General features: G+C 68.1%; 14 protein-coding genes and 2 pseudogenes. 12 read left to right on the top strand and 4 right to left on the bottom strand.

The genetic code is table 11. The features are described 5' to 3' along the window. Positions 1-27: 27 nt before the first annotated feature. A complete protein-coding gene (locus N6H00_RS39625; protein ID WP_268976751.1) occupies positions 28-1,860 on the top strand; it encodes a glycoside hydrolase family 2 protein in 1,833 nt (610 codons plus the stop codon). Continuing rightward, positions 1,857-2,191: pseudogene (locus tag N6H00_RS40710) on the top strand (sulfatase); the annotation flags it as partial. The gene N6H00_RS39625 and the pseudogene N6H00_RS40710, both read left to right, overlap by 4 nt. Positions 2,192-2,391: 200 nt before the next feature. On the opposite strand, the gene N6H00_RS39620 reads toward N6H00_RS40710, so the two are convergent. Then, on the bottom strand, positions 2,392-3,351 hold the full coding sequence (locus N6H00_RS39620) for a quinone oxidoreductase family protein (protein ID WP_268976750.1): 960 nt from the start codon (positions 3,349-3,351) through the stop codon (positions 2,392-2,394). Between the two features lie 140 nt (positions 3,352-3,491). Here N6H00_RS39620 and N6H00_RS39615 point away from each other — a divergent pair, with 140 nt between their 5' ends. The 6 genes from N6H00_RS39615 to N6H00_RS39590 all read left to right on the top strand — a co-directional run bounded on the left by N6H00_RS39615 (position 3,492) and on the right by N6H00_RS39590 (position 9,830). Next, a complete protein-coding gene (locus N6H00_RS39615) occupies positions 3,492-4,115 on the top strand; it encodes a TetR/AcrR family transcriptional regulator (RefSeq protein ID WP_268976749.1) in 624 nt (207 codons plus the stop codon). Between the two features lie 469 nt (positions 4,116-4,584). Beyond that, the gene (locus N6H00_RS39610; RefSeq protein WP_268976748.1) at positions 4,585-5,361 is read left to right on the top strand and encodes an AraC family transcriptional regulator; all 777 of its coding nucleotides are present in this window, start codon (positions 4,585-4,587) and stop codon (positions 5,359-5,361) included. A 90-nt stretch (positions 5,362-5,451) separates the two neighbouring features. Continuing rightward, positions 5,452-7,047, top strand: coding sequence for an AMP-binding protein (locus tag N6H00_RS39605; protein ID WP_329618625.1), 1,596 nt, complete (start codon positions 5,452-5,454; stop codon positions 7,045-7,047). Between the two features lie 46 nt (positions 7,048-7,093). Next, a complete protein-coding gene (locus tag N6H00_RS39600) occupies positions 7,094-7,978 on the top strand; it encodes an amidohydrolase family protein (RefSeq protein WP_268976746.1) in 885 nt (294 codons plus the stop codon). Further along, a complete protein-coding gene (locus N6H00_RS39595) occupies positions 7,978-8,778 on the top strand; it encodes an SDR family oxidoreductase (RefSeq protein ID WP_268976745.1) in 801 nt (266 codons plus the stop codon). Before N6H00_RS39600 ends, N6H00_RS39595 begins: the two co-directional genes overlap by 1 nt. A 20-nt stretch (positions 8,779-8,798) precedes the next feature. Continuing rightward, positions 8,799-9,830, top strand: a complete 1,032-nt coding sequence (locus tag N6H00_RS39590; protein WP_268976744.1) for an LLM class F420-dependent oxidoreductase — start codon at positions 8,799-8,801, stop codon at positions 9,828-9,830. 361 nt (positions 9,831-10,191) lie between these two features. On the opposite strand, the gene N6H00_RS39585 is transcribed toward N6H00_RS39590, so the two are convergent. Further along, the gene (locus tag N6H00_RS39585) at positions 10,192-11,448 is read right to left on the bottom strand and encodes an alpha/beta hydrolase (protein WP_268976743.1); all 1,257 of its coding nucleotides are present in this window, start codon (positions 11,446-11,448) and stop codon (positions 10,192-10,194) included. Between the two features lie 118 nt (positions 11,449-11,566). On the opposite strand from N6H00_RS39585, the gene N6H00_RS39580 reads away from it, so the two are divergent. Then, positions 11,567-12,031 carry a MarR family winged helix-turn-helix transcriptional regulator gene (locus N6H00_RS39580; protein WP_268976742.1) on the top strand — a complete coding sequence of 155 codons (465 nt, stop codon included), beginning with the start codon at positions 11,567-11,569 and terminating at the stop codon, positions 12,029-12,031. Positions 12,032-12,127: 96 nt separating this feature from the next. Here the strand turns inward: N6H00_RS39580 and N6H00_RS39575 are convergent, their stop codons facing one another. Beyond that, positions 12,128-12,916: a LysR substrate-binding domain-containing protein gene (locus N6H00_RS39575; RefSeq protein ID WP_329618623.1), complete on the bottom strand. Its 789-nt coding sequence runs from the start codon at positions 12,914-12,916 to the stop codon at positions 12,128-12,130. 98 nt (positions 12,917-13,014) lie between these two features. Here N6H00_RS39575 and N6H00_RS39570 point away from each other — a divergent pair, with 98 nt between their 5' ends. The 3 genes and pseudogenes from N6H00_RS39570 to N6H00_RS39560 all read left to right on the top strand — a co-directional run bounded on the left by N6H00_RS39570 (position 13,015) and on the right by N6H00_RS39560 (position 16,120). Then, positions 13,015-13,299, top strand: a complete 285-nt coding sequence (locus tag N6H00_RS39570) for a hypothetical protein (protein ID WP_443073178.1) — start codon at positions 13,015-13,017, stop codon at positions 13,297-13,299. Next, positions 13,292-13,485 (top strand): annotated as a pseudogene (locus N6H00_RS39565) (transposase); the annotation flags it as partial. The gene N6H00_RS39570 and the pseudogene N6H00_RS39565, both read left to right, overlap by 8 nt. A gap of 568 nt (positions 13,486-14,053) precedes the next feature. Continuing rightward, on the top strand, positions 14,054-16,120 hold the full coding sequence (locus tag N6H00_RS39560; RefSeq protein WP_268976741.1) for a hypothetical protein: 2,067 nt from the start codon (positions 14,054-14,056) through the stop codon (positions 16,118-16,120). 301 nt (positions 16,121-16,421) lie between these two features. Here the strand turns inward: N6H00_RS39560 and N6H00_RS39555 are convergent, their stop codons facing one another. Further along, complete coding sequence (locus N6H00_RS39555) at positions 16,422-17,033, bottom strand: hypothetical protein (protein WP_268976740.1); 612 nt, start codon at positions 17,031-17,033, stop codon at positions 16,422-16,424.

The raw sequence follows: 17,033 nt of genomic DNA, 5'->3' as shown, positions 1-17,033 counted from the left end.
GACGAGCTGAACAGAAAGGCAGACCGCATGTCGGTTGACCAGTCCGAACCGCCCCGGCCGGAGTATCCCCGACCGCAGTTCCGGCGAGACCGCTGGCTGAACCTCAACGGCAGTTGGGAGTTCGAGATCGACCGGTCCGACACCGGTCGCGAGCGCGGGCTGGTCGAGCGGGAGCTGGCCGATGAGATCGTGGTGCCCTTCGCCCCCGAGGCCAAGCTCTCCGGAGTCGAGGAGCAGGATTTCATGCGGGCGGTCTGGTACCGCCGCATGATCACCGTCCCCCGGTCATGGGAGGGCGACCGCGTGCTGCTGCACTTCGGCGCGGTCGATCACGACGCGACCGTATGGGTGAACGGGATCGAGGTCGGACGGCACCGGGGCGGCTTCTCCGGCTTCACCTTCGATATCACCGATGCCGCCCCCGCTGGGGAGTCGGTGCCCCTGGTGGTGCGCGCCCGCGACGACCCGCAGGCCCCCCAGGCCCGAGGAAAGCAGTCGGTGCCGTACGCCCCGCGCGCGGCCAAGTACTGGCGCACCACCGGCATCTGGCAGACGGTCTGGATGGAGCCCGTGCCGCCGACCGCCATCCGCCGCCCGCGCATCACACCGAACGTCGCTGCCGGAGCGCTCGACGTGGAGGTGCCGCTCTCCGCCAACCTGCCCGGCGGTGCGGTGCACATCCGGGTCCGCGACGCTTCTGGCGACGTGATCGCCGACACGGTACGTGCCGACCTCGACCTGTCCGCGCGGCTGAGCCTGACGCTGCCCCCGGAGCGGATCCACCTGTGGTCGCCGGCCGACCCGCACCTCTACGACGTCGACATCGAGCTGCGCGACGCGGACGGACACGTGGTCGACAAGGTGGAGTCGTACGCCGGCCTCCGCAGCGTCGCCATCACGGGTAAGCAGATCCGCATCAACGGCGACATCGTCTTCCAGCGGCTCGTGCTCGACCAGGGCTACTACCCGGACGGGCTGATGACCGCACCCAGCGACGCCGACCTGATCCGCGACATCCGGCTCGGCCAGGCGGCCGGGTTCAACGGTGCACGGCTGCACCAGAAGGTCTTCGAGGAACGCTACCTCTACCACGCCGACCGACTGGGCTACCTGGTCTGGGGCGAGTTCGGCGACTGGGGCTGCAATACCGACCAGGGCCAGTCCACGAACCAGCAGCCGGACGCGTCGTATGTCCAGGAATGGCTGGAGGTGCTGGAACGGGACTACTCCCACCCGGCGATCATCGGCTGGTGCCCGATGAACGAGACCTGGCAGGACTACGGCGACCGGATCACCGCGCTGGACGACGTGATGCGCGGCATGTTCCTGGCGACCAAGGCCCACGACACCTCCCGGCCGGTACTCGACACGTCCGGCTACGCGCACCGGATCGCCGAGTCCGACGTGTTCGACAGCCACGACTACGAACAGGACCCGAAGGCGTTCGCGGCCCATCACCAGGCGCTGTCCGCCGGCGAGCCCTACGTGAACCGATCCGACAGCACCGGCGAATCCTGGTCCATCGGTTACCGCGGACAGCCCTTCTTCATCAGCGAGTTCGGCGGCATCTGGTGGAACCCGGCCGAGGCCGACCAGCCGCAGTCCGCCACCACATCCTGGGGCTACGGCGACCGAGTGCGCAGCGTCGAGGAGTTCTACACGCGATTCGACGGACTGGTCGGCGCGCTGCTCGATCACCCTGACATGTTCGGCTACTGCTATACGCAGCTGACCGACGTCTTCCAGGAGCAGAACGGCATCTTCGGCTTCGACCGCTCGGAGAAGTTCGACATCGAGCGCATCCGGGCGGCGCAACTCCGGCCCGCGGCCATCGAGCTCAGGGAGGGACCCCGTACATGAAGGCCATCATGGTCATTCGACAGCATGAACCGGCACATGCTGCCTCCGTACGGCGCGGACTGGGTTCATGCCCCGAACTTCGCGCGCCTCGCGGCCCGCTCCACCACGTTCGACAACTGCTACAGCTGGGGTCCGCTGGAGCCGTTCGACGACTCCATGCCCGAGCTTTTGAAGCAACACGGTGTGTACACCCACCTGGCCAGCGACCATCAGCGCTATTGGGAGGACGGCGGCGCCTCCTACCACGGGCACCTGGGAGTTCTTCCGCGGCCAGGAGGGCGACGCCTGGATAGGGCAGGTGGCCGACCCGGAACCGCTGGAGGATCTGCGCAGCAACTGGGGTGCGATACGAGGACCTCATCGGGGTGGTGTCATGCGCAGGTGGGTCGGCGCGTGCGAGAGCAGTCCGGCTTGGTCGTGACGCGCATGATCACCGGGGCGCCGAGCTGACTGCCCGGCGACTCGGTGCTCGCGGTGGCCGAGCACTCCGCCGACGCCGGGAATCGAGCCGGGCAGCCGGTGGCGGGCGTGTTACAGGAGGATGACGGTGCGCTCGCCGGGTGCGTCCTGGTGAGCCCAGGCCGCCTCGACCTGGTCGAGCGGGAACCGGTACGGGCGCACGGCCATTCCGCCCGCGGCGATCGCGGCGACGAGTTCGGTGAACTCCCGCTGTATGACCTGCATGTCCACTGAGCCGAAGCCGCTGCCCAGGATCCGGAAGGCGTTGGAGCGCAGAGCGTGCCCGGACAGGGTGATCGCGTCTCCGCCCATGCCGCCGATCTGCACCCAGTCGAGCAGGCGGGTGTGCTGGGTACGCGCTCCGAGGAGGGCGCGCATGGCGAGTTCGGTGGGCGGCCCCCACACATAGTCGAGGACCACGTCGACTTCTGCGGCGGCCTCGGCGAGCGCGGCCGTGGTGGCGTCCTCGTCGGGGACGAGCTGAACAACAGCGTCTGCGCCTTGGTCCGTGAGTTCGTCGAGGCGGGAGCGGTTGCGTCCGGCGGCGATCACTCGCGCCGCGCCGAGGTGCTTGGCGACCTTGACGGCCATCGAGCCGGCGTTGCCGGTCGCGCCGTGCACCAGAACCGACTGCCCGGCCTGGAACGGGACGCGCGTGCGCAGCGCAGTCCATGAGGACAGGGCAGGGTTCATGGTGGCGACCAGGAGTGCGGGATCGGCTCCGTCCGGGACCGGGATGACGGCGGCCGGATCGATGACGATGCGCTCGGCCAGGGTGCCGGCGCCCATGACCATGACGTAGCCGAGGCTGCCGTCTGCCCGGCGGACGACGGCGTCCGCACCCGCCAGGGCGGGCAATGTCTTGGGACTCGTGTAGTGCTTGCCGGCGGCGATGCCGCGGGTGGCGGGGTGCACGCCGACGGTGAGGACGTCCACCAGTTCCTGGCCGGGGGCGGCCTCGGGGGCGGGGATGGAGCGGAAGTGCGGCGGCTCGTCGAAGGACTCCACAAGCGCGGCATTGATCATGGACATGTGCGTTTCCTTTGTGGGGCACACGGCACCGATAAGATACGGCGCCGTTTCTTGCGATGCCGAGCGTATAGCCGCAGGTTAAGATACGCAAGCGAATCTAAATGCATGGAGAAATATCATGAACATGGACATAGGGGGTAATGGTGAGTGAGCGGCGCACGGAGGGCACTGCCACCCGGCGCAGGGGCGCCGCCCTGGAGAACGCGATCACCGATGCCGCCTGGGAGGTGCTGGTCGAGCTGGGCTACAACGGCTTCACCTACGAGGCCATCGCGGCACGCGCCGGAACCAGCAAACCGGTGCTCTATCGGCGCTGGCCGCAACGCGAGGACCTCCTCATCGCCACACTCACCCGGTACTGGCATCCCCTCGACATCCCTGACACCGGCAGCCTGCGCCAGGACGCCCTCACCCTCCTGCGTAGGGTCAACGCCGAGCGGGCTCGCACGGTAATGCTCCTGCGCATCCAGCTGGCGGACTACTTCCGCGAGACCGGCACCAGCTTCAGCGACCTGCGCAGCCGCCTGCGCCCTGCGGATCAGACGCCCCCCTTCGCACAGCTCGTCGACCGGGCCGTCGAGCGCGGCGAGCTTACGGATGCGCCTCGCTCCGAACGCGTGGTGAACCTGCCCTTCGACTTGGTGCGCCACGACATACTGATGACCATGGGGGCGGTGCCGGACGAGAAGATCGTCGAGATCGTGGACACGGTGTGGCTCCCGCTGCTCGGCCTGTCACCCCACGGCACGCGGACAGGACGCTGAGCTCCCGCAATGACGCACCGCCACAACTCCCGAGCCCTATGAACTCCCGCCCTGGGTGTCGAACTTCGAGGTCTTGGCTCGCAATGCACCCTCAATCTCCAGCAGGCGCTTCGGTGCCGAAGTCGATGAGCGCGCACGCGCAGCGCAGACTCCCAGCTCGACCATTGGTCGCCCTACGGCACAGGCACACCCGGCATCGGCACCAAAACCTCCGTCCGACTTCTCCGTCCGCAACATGTCGCCTGGCCGGCACCTCGGCCGCACTGGCCACCGTCACCAACGCTCGTGGTCAATACACCTGGATGTGACTGTCTCGCCCATCGGTTCGGGAATGCGGCCGACCGGCCGCAGCGCCGGCCCCGGTACGCCTCGGACATGAGCGACGCGGAGTGGACCCTCACGGGCGCGTTACTGGATTCCTCATCTCCTATTCTGATGGCCCGCCAAACGCGAGCTATGCTGTTTGCTGATGACTGAGGTTGCGCAGCAGGCAGTGTTCTGGACCGACGATTCACCGGTCTGCGAGCCCATGGCGCACGGTGAGGACATCGCCGCGCACTTTCATGACTACGGCCAGCTGAGGTACGCCGCCTCTGGGGCGCTCGTCACGACGACCAAGGTCGGCACCTGGGTGGCGCCGGCCAACCGCATCACGTGGGTGCCGCCCTTCTACGTCCACAGCAGTCGCTCCTACGGCGAGACCGATGTCCGCGTGCTCCCGGTTCCGGCAGCGCTGTCCGAGGAACTGCCGCCCGAGCCGTCGGTCTTCGTGGCCAGTGCGCTCCTGCGCGAGGCATACCTGGCGATGAGCAGCGAGCACGAGACTGCCGCCAGTGAGCGTGGCCGTCTGCTGCTCGCAGTGATCGGCGCAGAGCTGATCCGCGCCCCGCAGGAGGCACTACGGCTGCCGGAGCCGAGCGATCCTCGCCTTAAGGCCGTCACCGACCTGCTGCACGCCGACCCGGCCATTTCGGCGACGCTGGCCGAGCTGGGGCACCGAACCGGCTCGAGCGAACGGACCCTCAGTCGGCTGTTCAGCAGCGAACTGTCGATGAGCTTCCATCAGTGGCGCACGCTGCTGCGGATTCAGCGAGCGCTGCTCGAACTCTGTGAAGGTACCTCGGTCACCGAGACGGCGATCCGACTTGGCTGGGCGAATCCCGGCAGCTTCATCAGCGCCTTCACCGATCTCGTCGGCCAGACGCCCGGTCGCTACCGCTCCACAGCGGGTGCAGCTCACGGCTGAGCACTGCCTCTGCCGGCCTGGCGGGTTATCCGAAATTCGGGGCGGAACATCGGTGGCACGCCCGCCCGCTCGGCGGCCACGCTTTGAGGCATGTCTCACCACCTTCCGGGTCACGGCCCTGCGGCTTCGGCAGCCGCCACGACGGCATCCTCCGGAGTCACGCTAGGTGACCTGATCATGCAGGCGCTCAGCCGGCACAGCTCGTCCGAGGCCTTCGTGGCCGGTGATCGGCGACTGACCTATGCGCACGTGAGGGACCTTCTCTCGCAGTACGTGGCCGCGCTGGCCCGTCGGGGAGTGGGGCTCGGGGTGGGGGTCACGATGCTCAGTCCGAACATGCCTGAATCATGGATCGTCCAGGCCGCGACGTATCTCTTGGGCGGCCGCTTCACCGGGCTGCAGACCCTGGCCTCGGTCACGGACCACATCACCGTCTGCGAGGACGCGGAGGCCGCGGTGCTGGTGGTGACCGCGCCCCTGAAGGAGCATGGACGCCAGGTCCTCGGCGAGGTCGACTCCCTGCGCCACCTGGTGGTGGTCCCCGCCGCCGGTGGTCCGCCCGAGGGCGAGCCCCCGGCGGTTCGATCGCTCGACCGTGGTCCGGCGACGGAGATGGATGTCGCCTGGCTGCAGTACACCGGGGGGACGACCGGCAGACCCAAGGGCGTGATGCAGCCTCATCGGTCGATGGTGCAGATGGTCTATGCGCACATGGCCGACTTCGAGCAGCCACACCTCCCGCGGTACCTGGCAGCGGCCCCGCTCACCCACGCGGCGGGGCTGGCCGTCATCCCTGTACTGCTGCGTGGCGGCACGGTCGTGATCGAGCAGGGCTTCGAACCCAGCCGGTTCCTCGACGTTGTCGAGGCCGAGCACATCAACTGTGTGAACGGCATTCCGACGATGATCTACACCTTGTTGGATCAGGAGCGTCCGGAGACCAGAGACCTCTCCAGCCTTGAGGTCATCTGGTACGCCACCGGACCGATGTCGCCGGTGCGCCTGGCGGAGGCTCGCGAGCGGATCGGTCCGGTCTTCTCCCAGGTCTACGGGCAGACGGAGTCGGCCGGCATCGGGACGGTCCTGACCAAGGCCGCACACGAGACCGCGAGCCTTGAGCAACTCGCCTCCTGTGGCCGTCCGGTGGTCGGCAACCGCATCAGGCTCATCGACGACGACGGCCACGACGTTCCTTTGGGCGAGGTGGGCGAGATCGCCATGCAGAGCCGCGGGGTGATGCAGGGCTACAAGAACCTCCCCGACGAGACAGAAGCGGCACTCAAGGGGGGATGGCTCCACACCGGGGACCTCGCCCGCCAGGACGCCGAGGGCCTGATCTACATCGTGGACCGTAAGAAGGACATGATCATCTCGGGCGGTTTCAACATCTACGCCAGCGAGGTCGAGGCCGTCCTGACAACGCACCCTTCGGTGGGCTCAGCCGCCGTCATCGGCGTGCCGGACAGCCGCTGGGGCGAAATCGTCACCGCGTTCGTGGTCCCGCGACCGGGGCGACAGGTCGACATTCCCGCGCTCCAGTCCCACGTGAAGCAGGTCAAGGGATCGATGTACGCGCCCAAGAAGGTCGTGGTCGTGGACTCACTTCCCGCCACGCCGGTGGGAAAGATCGACAAGAAGCGCCTGCGCGCGCCGTTCTGGTCCGACTCGACCCGCAATGTCCACTGACCATCCCGATGCCCTTCCCATGGCCATTACACGAAAGGCACTCAGTGTGAACGTACCGCCAGCCCGACTGATCGACTTCCACTCCCACTGGGGCACAGAGCGAGGGTGGAAGGGAAGCCCGTACGAGACCGCCGAAGACCGCGAGGCCCTGCAGGGCTACTTCAAGTGGGGCATGAGCTTCGTCAGCGAGGAGGAGCAGGCCGTCCAGTTCCGCCGCGCCAACGTCAAGGCGATGCTCGACTTCGCGTTCACCCACACCATGGACGCCGGTGCACTACGCGACCAGCATGACTACGCCTTCGACTATGCGCGCAGGCACCCCGACGTCGTACTCGGCAACTGGATCGGCATCGATCCCACGCAACCAGCTCATGTCAAGGAACTCGAGCGCTGCCTGAGCGAGGGGACGGGACTCGTCGGACTGACGGTCCACTCGTTCACACCGGCCGGGACACCCGACCAGCCGGAATGGGAGACCTGTCTGAACATGTGCATCGAGGCCAACCGTCCCGTCCTGGTCCATGTCGGCATGTCGGCCACCGGGGCCGGCACCCGCGGAGGCATGGGCATCACCCTCGAGGGCTGCCACCCCCGCTACGTCGACCGCATCGCGGCCAAGCATCCCGATCTGAACGTGATCGCGGCTCGGGTGGCGTGGCCCTGGCAGTCGGAGATGATCGCGGTCGCACTGCACAAGGCGAACGTGTGGATGGAACTCCACGGTTGGTCACCGCGCTATTTCCCCGACGAACTCAAGCACGAGATCGGCAGGCGGCTGCGCAAGAAGGTCTTCTTCGGAGCCGACTACCCGATGCTCACCCACGAGAGACTGGTCGAGGAGTGGCGCGAGGAGGGCTTCTCCTCCGACATCCTCGACGACGTGTTCTCCGGCAACGCCGAGACCTTCCTCACCTCGATCGGAGTTCAGTGATGGACGTCGGACTGACCGGCAAGGTCGCGATCGTCGGCGGCGGCAGCGACGGCCTCGGATACGCCATCGCCGATCGTCTTCTGAAGGAAGGCGCCAATGTCACGATCTTCGCGCGACGCGCGGAGAAGGTCACAGCCGCCGCGCAACGGCTTGCCGGCGCATACGGCGAGGAGAAAGTCCTCGGGCTGGCCGCCGACTGCTCGGCCGACACCGACATCGAGCGCGTCACCGCCTCGACCCTTGAGCGGTTCGGTCCAGCCGTTCACGTTCTGGTCACCAACGACGGCGGACCGCCGATCCGGCGCATCTCCGAGCTCACCGACGAGGCGTGGCTGAAGGCCTTCGAGCGCCACTTCTTCTACGTCGTCAGATCTGTGCGAGCCACCTTGCCGTACATGACCACCGAAGGCGGCAGCATCCTCAACGTGGTCTCCGGCGTCGTCGAGCGCCCGGCCGTCGGCATGGCGGCGCCCGTCAGCGTGTGGTCGGCGGTGATCGGCTACGCCAAGACCCTCGCCCTGGAGGTCGCCAGGCAGGACATCAACGTCAACACTCTGCTGTCCGGATTCTTCGACACCGCCCTGCTGGGCGGGATGCTGGAACGGCAGCCTGAGCTGTCCAAGGCCGGCCTCGGGAACGGGGTACCGATGGGACGCATCGGGGAGCCCCGCGAGTTTGCCGACCTGGTCGGTGCGCTCGTGTCACCCAACGCGCGATTCGTCACCGGCGCGGTGATCCCGGTTGACGGTGGCGTCGGCATCGGCATGGGCGCAAGCTTCGACTCGCCGGCGTCGAAGTGAGGCCCTTGATGAAGCGGACCATGAAGATCTCAACGATGCTCACCTACGGCACAGACCCGCACGAGGCCGCTGACCACATTACTCGGCTTGAGGCCGCCGGGCTCGACACCGTCTGGGTCGCCGAGGGGTACGGCTACGACTCGCCGACCCTGATGGGCTACCTGGCGGCCCGCACCTCGAGCGTGGAGATCGGCGCAGCCATCCTCAACGTCTACTCCCGCACCCCGACCATGCTCGCGTCGACTGCGGCCGGCCTCGACAGCGTGTCCGGTGGTCGCGCCATCATCGGCCTCGGCGCCTCCAACCCGAAGATCATCGAAGGGTGGCACGGCCTGCCCTTCGTACAGTCGACCGGCCGTACCAAGGAGACCGTCGAGATCATCCGCGCGGCCCTGCGGCGCGAGACGGTCGACTACAGCGGCCACTCCTTCGAGATCCCTCTCCCAGCCGGTCAGGGCACCGGTCTCAGTGAGCCGCTGAAGATCATGACCAAGCCGCTACGCCCCTCGGTTCCGCTCTACATCGCCGCGCTGGGACCGAAATCAGTCGAAGGCGCGGCGGAGTACGCCGACGGCTGGCTGCCTTTCCTGTACTCCCCCGAGGGCGCCGCCGGGGTATGGGGCGACGCGCTCGCCGCGGGAACCGCGAAGCGCTCCGAGAACCTCGCGCCCCTGGAGGTCGTCGCCGGTGGCATCGTCGCCATCGGCGAGGACGTGAAGGAGATACTCGACCTCGCGCGGCCGATACTCGCGCTCTACATCGGAGGCATGGGCGCCCGCGGCAAGAACTTTTTCAACGACCTCGTCCGACGCTACGGCTACGAAGCCGAGGCCAAGGAGATCCAGGACCTCTACCTCGCCGGCAAGAAGAAGGAAGCCGAGGCCAAGGTCCCATTCCCACTCCTTGAACAGACCAACCTCGTCGGTCCGGCCTCTTACGTCCGGGAGCGGATCGAAGCCTTCCGCGAGTCCGGCGTCACCAATCTCCAGGTGACCCCGACCGGCGACGACCCCGCCGGACTCGTGCGCCAACTCAAGGAGTGGGTGGCCTGACTTCCGCTTCTGCCCAGGCAACACCCCTTGCAGCGCTTGACGGTCAATGGCCCCGAGGCGGTGGGCTCCTGGCCTCGGGATCGTTGAAGCGACTTGCCCCTTCCAGTCCCGCCGAAGTCGAGCAACCGGTCAAGGACCCCGGCCCCGGCGACGGACCCCATCGCGCCTACGACCGACCGGCGCATGCCCATACCTGCCGCCCGCCATTCCGCCCTGTTCGAGGTCGATCCGCGGTCCCCGCACTGCGCGGCTCTGACGTTGTTGCTGTGGTGTCGTCAAGGCCGGGCCGGCCGGGTTCTGGCGGTGTCGTGGGGTGCGGTATCGGGGCGGCCCTTGTGGGTGGGGCGCCCCGATAGCGGGGTCAGGCGTTGCGGGCGTTGGTGACCTGGGCGGGGGTGGTGTTGAGCCACCAGGTGGGGTTGGCGGTGTGGTCGGTGGTGCGTCCGTCGCGGTGGACGTAGTGGCGTACGTCGCGGCCGGGTTCGCGCAGTTCGCCGTTCAGGGCGCGCCCGAGCCATTCGGCGCCGAAGCGGAATACTTCGGCCGCGGTGCCGCCCAGGGGGTGGAACTCGTCCTCGTATACGCGCATCTCCTTCGGTGCGCGGACCTTCTCGTAGCTGGCCAGGGCCTGCTCGAGTTGCGTGAGCTCGTCGAACTCGCCGATGCCGTACAGGACGGGGCAGGTGATGTCCTCGACGAGGTCGCCGAGTGGCATGTGGGCGGCCAGGTCGCGGTCGAAGGCGTCCTCGTCGGTGTAGCCGGCCATGTACATGTAGTTGTTCTTGAAGGTCGGCTGGGCGCGCTCGAAGATGGTGGTGAAGTCGCCGGTGACGGCCTCGAAGGCGGCCAGTGCGGACAGGCGCGGGTCGGTGGCGGCGGCGCGCGAGCCCCAGTAGCCGCTCATGGAGATGCCGAACATGCCGATCCGTGTCGGGTCGACCTGCGGGAGTGAGGCCAGGTGGTCGATGTAGCGGCTGATGGCGCGCTCGTAGTTGGTCAGGTCGACGGTCAGTCCGTTGGCGCGGGTCTCCCCCTGGCCGGGCCCTTCGATGGACAGGGCGACAATGCCGCGGGAGGTGTAGTAGCGCTCCGCGGCGTAGATGTAATCTTCTTTGATCATGTCCATGCCGGGGCCGAGGATGACGGCGGGGGCGGCGGTGACTTCGCCGGCGGGCAGGTGCAGCAGGCCGAAGATCTGCCCGCCCTCGAAGTCCAGCACGACGCGGCGTACGCGGTGCTCGCGCAGTGCGCCGAGGCGCTCGACGCAGTGGTTGGCGCGCTCGCGGAAGGCGAGCTTGCGCGGGTCGGTGGCGTCGAAGATCGAGTACTGGGCGCGGCCCCACATCACCGCGGCGCGCAGGTACAGGTCTGCAGCGGTCTGGCGGAAACCGCCCTGCTCGTGGTGGGCGGCGCGCTCTTCGGCCTGTCCGGCCACCGTCGCCCAGGCCTTGGGCAGCATGGCGCCGCTGCCGACCAGGTCGAAGACCTTGTCGAAGTCGGTGTGGTCGTGGCCGAGCTGCTCCAAGGTGCCCTTGGCCTGGGGGTGCAGGGCGTCGAAGCCGCCCTGAGCCAGGGCAATGTCCAGGGCCCAGCTCTGTCCGGTCGAGCGAGTGGTCATGACGGTGGTCCTTCCAGTGAGGGGCAACCGGGAGATTTACCTAAGTACTTATCTAGTAAGTACTTAGGTTAGTGTGGATGTCAACCAGCCCACGACCCGCCGCGAGAGGATGACGCTCATGCCCGAACCGCAGCCGAGAACCAGCCTCACCCGCCCTCAGGCACTCGACCAGTTGGCCCGTGCCGCGTACAGCCTGAGCGCCGCTGACGCCCGGCTGCGCGGACGCGCCACCCGCACCCCGGGCGCGCTCTCCCTCACCCACGCCCGGGCCCTTCGGGCGCTGGCTGAATCCGACCCGCTGTCGATCAACCAACTGGCCGCGGCCACCGAGACCACCGCAGCCGCAGCCACTCAGCTGGTCAACGGCCTGGTCGCGGCCGGCTACGTCACCCGCGAACGCCCCACCCACGACAAGAGATCGGTCCAGGTCTCCCTCACCGACGCCGGCAGAGCCCGCCATCAGGAGCGCCAGACCCTCCTGACCGAAGCGCTCACCTCAGCGCTGGCCCATCACGACACCATCGCCCTGGACGCTGCCACCGACGTCCTACGGCGCCTGGCCGCGATCTATGACCAACTCTGACCCGCGCCACTTCCGACCACGTCCGGGTACGGCCACGACAGCCGAAATGATCGGCCGGGGCTATTCACCAGCGTCCCCGGCCGCCAGCGGAAACGCTCATGTGACAGTGCGCCGGTCGGGCCGAACGGCGTGGCGCCGGGCCGCTGGTGTCACCTTCATGCGCTGGTGGGAGCGTTGTGGCGAAGGTACTCGCGGACACCGAGCCGGAAGCGGCAGCGCTCGTTTCCTGGTACCACCCCGGAGGAGTCGGTCCGGTCCTTCACCCCGGCGACGGCGGATATTGAGTTCGTCGGTTGACCTGCGCGGATGCGGACGGTTGGTCAAAGACGTGTAGATCACGGTGCCTCGGCCGAGCGCAACCAGATGGAAGAGCTGTGTCAGATTCTTGACTTCTACCCCGGGTCCTTCCGGGCAGCCGCCACCGGAGTCGGGCCAGCGGGCCATCAGGAGGTCCGGCAACGCGGTGACTTCGGCCACCCGAAGGCGAGTGCGGCCGGCAAGGGGGTGGGCTGCCGGCAGGACCGCCACCTGCCCTTCGGTGCACAGACTTTCGGTGTCGAGTCCAAGCACCGAGTCGAACGGCAAATACAGAAGAGCCACACCAGCCTTCCCGCTGCGCAGCGGTTCCTGGTGTTGATGCGCCTCGCACAGCAGCACCTCGACGGTGGCCGCGCCGGGTTCTGCCTGGTAGACGTCGAGGAGTTCGGTCAGCAGATCCCCGGCAGTGCCGCACTTGACGGCGAGCACGAGCCGGGGCCGGCTCTGCCCGGCTTGCCGGGTACCCCGCTCGGCCACGGTAACCGCGCTGAGGATCGCACGCGCCTCGGACAAGAGCACGGCCCCGGCGTCGGTGAGGGTAACCCTCCGGCTGGTGCGCTCCAGCAACGTGACCCCGAGCTGCGATCGGCTTCTCCGTCGACCAACCCGTCGAGGTCTCCGTACTGCCCGAGCAGTCGGCGGGTCGGCTGGGCACTCCGGGGCTGGTGGGCAACCGCGGCGGCGCGGACTTCTCGTCCGCCCTCCGCGTCACCAGTACCGAACTCACCCTCGGCGAGAGGGGCGACGGTGACCGCCACGGCACCGTCGTCGCGCACGCACGCGACACGACGGCGGCCCTCGGCCTGACGCTGACCATTGAGCTGACAGCCGAAGGGCTGGTGCGCCGGCGCGCCACCGTGGCCAACCTCGCGGACACCCCGTGTACGGGAACCTTTGAGGTTCCACTTCATGCCGAGGAAGGCGATCGTGGTCCCTTCCTCCTGGCGTGACTTGCCGGAACGCTACGGGCCGTGGAAGACCGTGTACACCCGCTTCCGCCGCCACGCCCTCGACGGAGTCTTCACACGGGCCCTGCAGCAGACCCAAGCCCACGCCGACGCGGCCGGCGACATCGACTGGCCAAGGCGTGTCCGTTAAATGCGAGTTCCACCATCACCCGGGCCCACCAGCACGCCACCAGCGGATGATTCAGGGTGCCCTTCGTCCTGTCCGCAGGTCAGGCGGTCGCCCGGGTGGAAAGGGTGAAGGAGGCGCGATTGCCGCGGGTACGGTCGTCAGTGTTATGCCCAACCCGGCCCCGAAGAGCCGAGCCCCCCTACAGCGGGGGTTCCGGTCCGGGACAGGCTGCCATACCTATGCCACCGTGCGCTCGCCAATGCCTGGCCGGCAAGACCGGGCCACAACCATTCACCCGTGCGGAGCACTCTCCCCGTGGCTGGCCCCGCGTTGCCGTCCATACGGCGGCGCCCCGGCTGACGTTCCATCCACGCAGCACGTCTTCCTTCAAGAAGCCCTGCGACAGGGCAGGTTCCAAGCCAGGACACTAGGCCAAAAGGCTGATGTCCGGCACCCAGTGTGGTGAATCATCGCAAGCCGTGGCTTTACTGATCCCATCGACTGTGGGGTGCCCATCTCCCTGTCGGGGTCAGGACAGAGATCGTTTTCAAGTTCTCTGTTCCGTTCCTTGGGCACCCCGGCAGCGAGTGGCAGCCCCGCAACACACTGACTCGAAGGGGCTGCACCATGCCAGTCGCCATCACTCCCGCCACCCCCGCGGCCTGTACCACGTTCACGGCCCAGGTCACTTCCGTCCCTGCTGGGGTAGGCGCCGGAGACACCGCCACCTTCACCTACGACGCCCAGACCCAGACCGCGACCGTCGCCGCTGACGCAACTACCCCACCGGTCACCTTCACAGCCGTCGGGTCCGGCCCCCAGACCATCACCGTGGTGTACACCAGCGGTGCCACCATCACCGGCACCGAGGTCGTACCGATCACCATCACCCCCGCACCCCCCGGGACGATCTCGACCACCCTGACCACCGTGGGCACGACCACGCAGGCCAGCACAACCCTCGCCTGCGGTGGTGATACCGCCTCACTCAACGGAACGGTCCAGTACACCCTGCCCGGCGGAGGGACGGTGTCGACGCCCGTCACCAACGGCGTCGTGACCCCGGTCGACCTCGGGGTGCTACTGACCTCGGGTCAGTCCGTGACGGCCACGTTCGTGGCAGCCGCCGGGACCTGCCCCGCATGCACCTTCGCCCCGGTCACGACGAGCCTGTGTACGGTCCTGCTCCTGCCCCCGACTGGCACCGTCACCGCAGGCCAGCCCACCACTCTCCAGGCACTGGTACTGTGCAACGGCCAACCCCTCAGCGGCGCCACCGTCACCTTCACCAGCCCCAGCGGAACACTCGGCACCGGCACAACCAACGCCTCCGGCCTGGCCACAGCGACCGTCACCTTCCCCACCGCCGGCGCCACCACAGCCACCGCCACCGTCACCGCCACCCCCACCGGCACCGCCTGCAACTGCACCGGCACAACCTCCCTCCCCCTCCCCATCCTCGTACTGCCCCAGGGCATCTGCACAGTCCTGCTCCTGCCCCCGACTGGCACCGTCACCGCAGGCCAGCCCACCACTCTCCAGGCACTGGTACTGTGCAACGGCCAACCCCTCAGCGGCGCCACCGTCACCTTCACCAGCCCCAGCGGAACACTCGGCACCGGCACAACCAACGCCTCCGGCCTGGCCACAGCGACCGTCACCTTCCCCACCGCCGGCGCCACCACAGCCACCGCCACCGTCACCGCCACCCCCACCGGCACCGCCTGCAACTGCACCGGCACAACCTCCCTCCCCCTCCCCATCCTCGTACTGCCCCAGGGCATCTGCACAGTCCTGCTCCTGCCCCCCACCGGCACCGTCACCGCAGGCCAGCCCACCACTCTCCAGGCACTGGTACTGTGCAACGGCCAACCCCTCAGCGGCGCCACCGTCACCTTCACCAGCCCCAGCGGAACACTCGGCACCGGCACAACCAACGCCTCCGGCCTGGCCACAGCGACCGTCACCTTCCCCACCGCCGGCGCCACCACAGCCACCGCCACCGTCACCGCCACCCCCACCGGCACCGCCTGCAACTGCACCGGCACAACCTCCCTCCCCCTCCCCATCCTCGTACTGCCCCAGGGCATCTGCACAGTCCTGCTCCTGCCCCCCACCGGCACCGTCACCGCAGGCCAGCCCACCACTCTCCAGGCACTGGTACTGTGCAACGGCCAACCCCTCAGCGGCGCCACCGTCACCTTCACCAGCCCCAGCGGAACACTCGGCACCGGCACAACCAACGCCTCCGGCCTGGCCACAGCGACCGTCACCTTCCCCACCGCCGGCGCCACCACAGCCACCGCCACCGTCACCGCCACCCCCACCGGCACCGCCTGCAACTGCACCGGCACAACCTCCCTCCCCCTCCCCATCCTCGTACTGCCCGGGGCGGCTCCGGGAGCGCTACAGGCTCTCCCCGCCTGCTGGCGGATCAACCTGTCCAATCCGCTCCTCTTCCCGGCCACGCTGACGGCCACGGTGACGCCGGCGGCCGCGGGTATTCCGGTGCAGTTCCTGGTGGGCGGTGTGCCTGTGGGGACGGCGATCACCGACGCGACGGGTACCGCCACCCTCTCGGTGAACCTCGGCCCGCTGCAGATCATCAACCTCACCTACCAGGCGACTGCCGTCGTCGGCGGCGCCACCGTCACCTCGACGGGCACCCTGCGGCCGTGCATCCCGCCGGTGTGACCCGACCTTCGGGTGAACGCGTGTGAAAAAGGGCTGTCCCCCGTACGTGCACTACGGGGGACAGCCGCCTCCTCACTCTTGAAGCCGCCTGCCGCATGACCCGGTGCATCACCAAGGACACGCTTGCCGGGGGCTTCCGAATACATCGGGTCAGAGGGAAAATGCTGCGCATTCCTCCAGCCGGGCGGCGAATTCGAAGGAGCGAGTGAGTGGCACAGCGGCTGATCGGCGAGGGCGGGGTTGTCGACGACGCGCGTGCCGGCCGCGACGCCGGAGTGCAGGATCGCCATAGTGCGGTTGATCACGGACTGGGGGCTGTACCAACTGCCGCGGTGTCCCTGGCTGGGGGTCGGCGCAGGAGGCTGACCAGATCATCGCTGGGGCTGGTCTGGTTCTCCAGGTGTTCCAGGCAGGCGGCTTCGTGCGCCCAATGCTCGGCGTCTCGTAGTTCTCCGCGCTGCATGTGCATCAGATACAGGCAGAGGGCCGCGGTGACGCTTCCGGCGCCGGCGGAGAACTGCCACCAGAACTGTGCTTTCTCTCTGTCCGCCAGGTGCAGCAGGCAGGCGAAGATCAGCGCGCTGGCGGGTTCGACGCGGCAGGACTGGGCCAGCAGCGCGATGTGGTGAGCGGCCCGGGAGTCGCGGATCACCAGGGTGGACAGCTTGCGCAAGTCGTGGGCGGCCTGTTCGTGCTGGGCCGTGCACAAAGGGGTGCGGTGGCGGGGGGCGTCCTCAGGGAGCCAGGGCTTGACCTGCTGAGCGGAGGACTCCAGCAGCAGCGCGCTGCGCCACCAGGTGTCGGCGATCTCGCGTTCGATACGCAGGCGTGAGGCCGCGGTGTCCTCGTCGTCGTACTCGTGCTGCAGGATCTCGGCGTCGGCCAGGAGTTCATCAAGGCTGCGCGGTGTCAT

Origin of the sequence: Streptomyces sp. S465 (assembly GCF_026898115.1) — a bacterium.
Taxonomy (GTDB): Bacteria; Actinomycetota; Actinomycetes; order Streptomycetales; family Streptomycetaceae; genus Streptomyces; species Streptomyces luomodiensis.
The sequence above is the reverse complement of the archived record's forward strand: the minus strand, read 5'-3'. Positions and strand labels throughout refer to the sequence as shown.

Coding starts and splice junctions, on each gene's coding strand:
- N6H00_RS39625 (WP_268976751.1), top strand. CDS start 28: ATGTCGGTTGACCAGTCCGAACCGCCCCGGCCGGAGTATCCCCGACCG.
- N6H00_RS39620 (WP_268976750.1), bottom strand. CDS start 3,351: ATGTCCATGATCAATGCCGCGCTTGTGGAGTCCTTCGACGAGCCGCCG.
- N6H00_RS39615 (WP_268976749.1), top strand. CDS start 3,492: ATGGTGAGTGAGCGGCGCACGGAGGGCACTGCCACCCGGCGCAGGGGC.
- N6H00_RS39610 (WP_268976748.1), top strand. CDS start 4,585: ATGACTGAGGTTGCGCAGCAGGCAGTGTTCTGGACCGACGATTCACCG.
- N6H00_RS39605 (WP_329618625.1), top strand. CDS start 5,452: ATGTCTCACCACCTTCCGGGTCACGGCCCTGCGGCTTCGGCAGCCGCC.
- N6H00_RS39595 (WP_268976745.1), top strand. CDS start 7,978: ATGGACGTCGGACTGACCGGCAAGGTCGCGATCGTCGGCGGCGGCAGC.
- N6H00_RS39590 (WP_268976744.1), top strand. CDS start 8,799: ATGAAGATCTCAACGATGCTCACCTACGGCACAGACCCGCACGAGGCC.
- N6H00_RS39585 (WP_268976743.1), bottom strand. CDS start 11,448: ATGACCACTCGCTCGACCGGACAGAGCTGGGCCCTGGACATTGCCCTG.
- N6H00_RS39580 (WP_268976742.1), top strand. CDS start 11,567: ATGCCCGAACCGCAGCCGAGAACCAGCCTCACCCGCCCTCAGGCACTC.
- N6H00_RS39560 (WP_268976741.1), top strand. CDS start 14,054: ATGCCAGTCGCCATCACTCCCGCCACCCCCGCGGCCTGTACCACGTTC.
- N6H00_RS39555 (WP_268976740.1), bottom strand. CDS start 17,033: ATGACACCGCGCAGCCTTGATGAACTCCTGGCCGACGCCGAGATCCTG.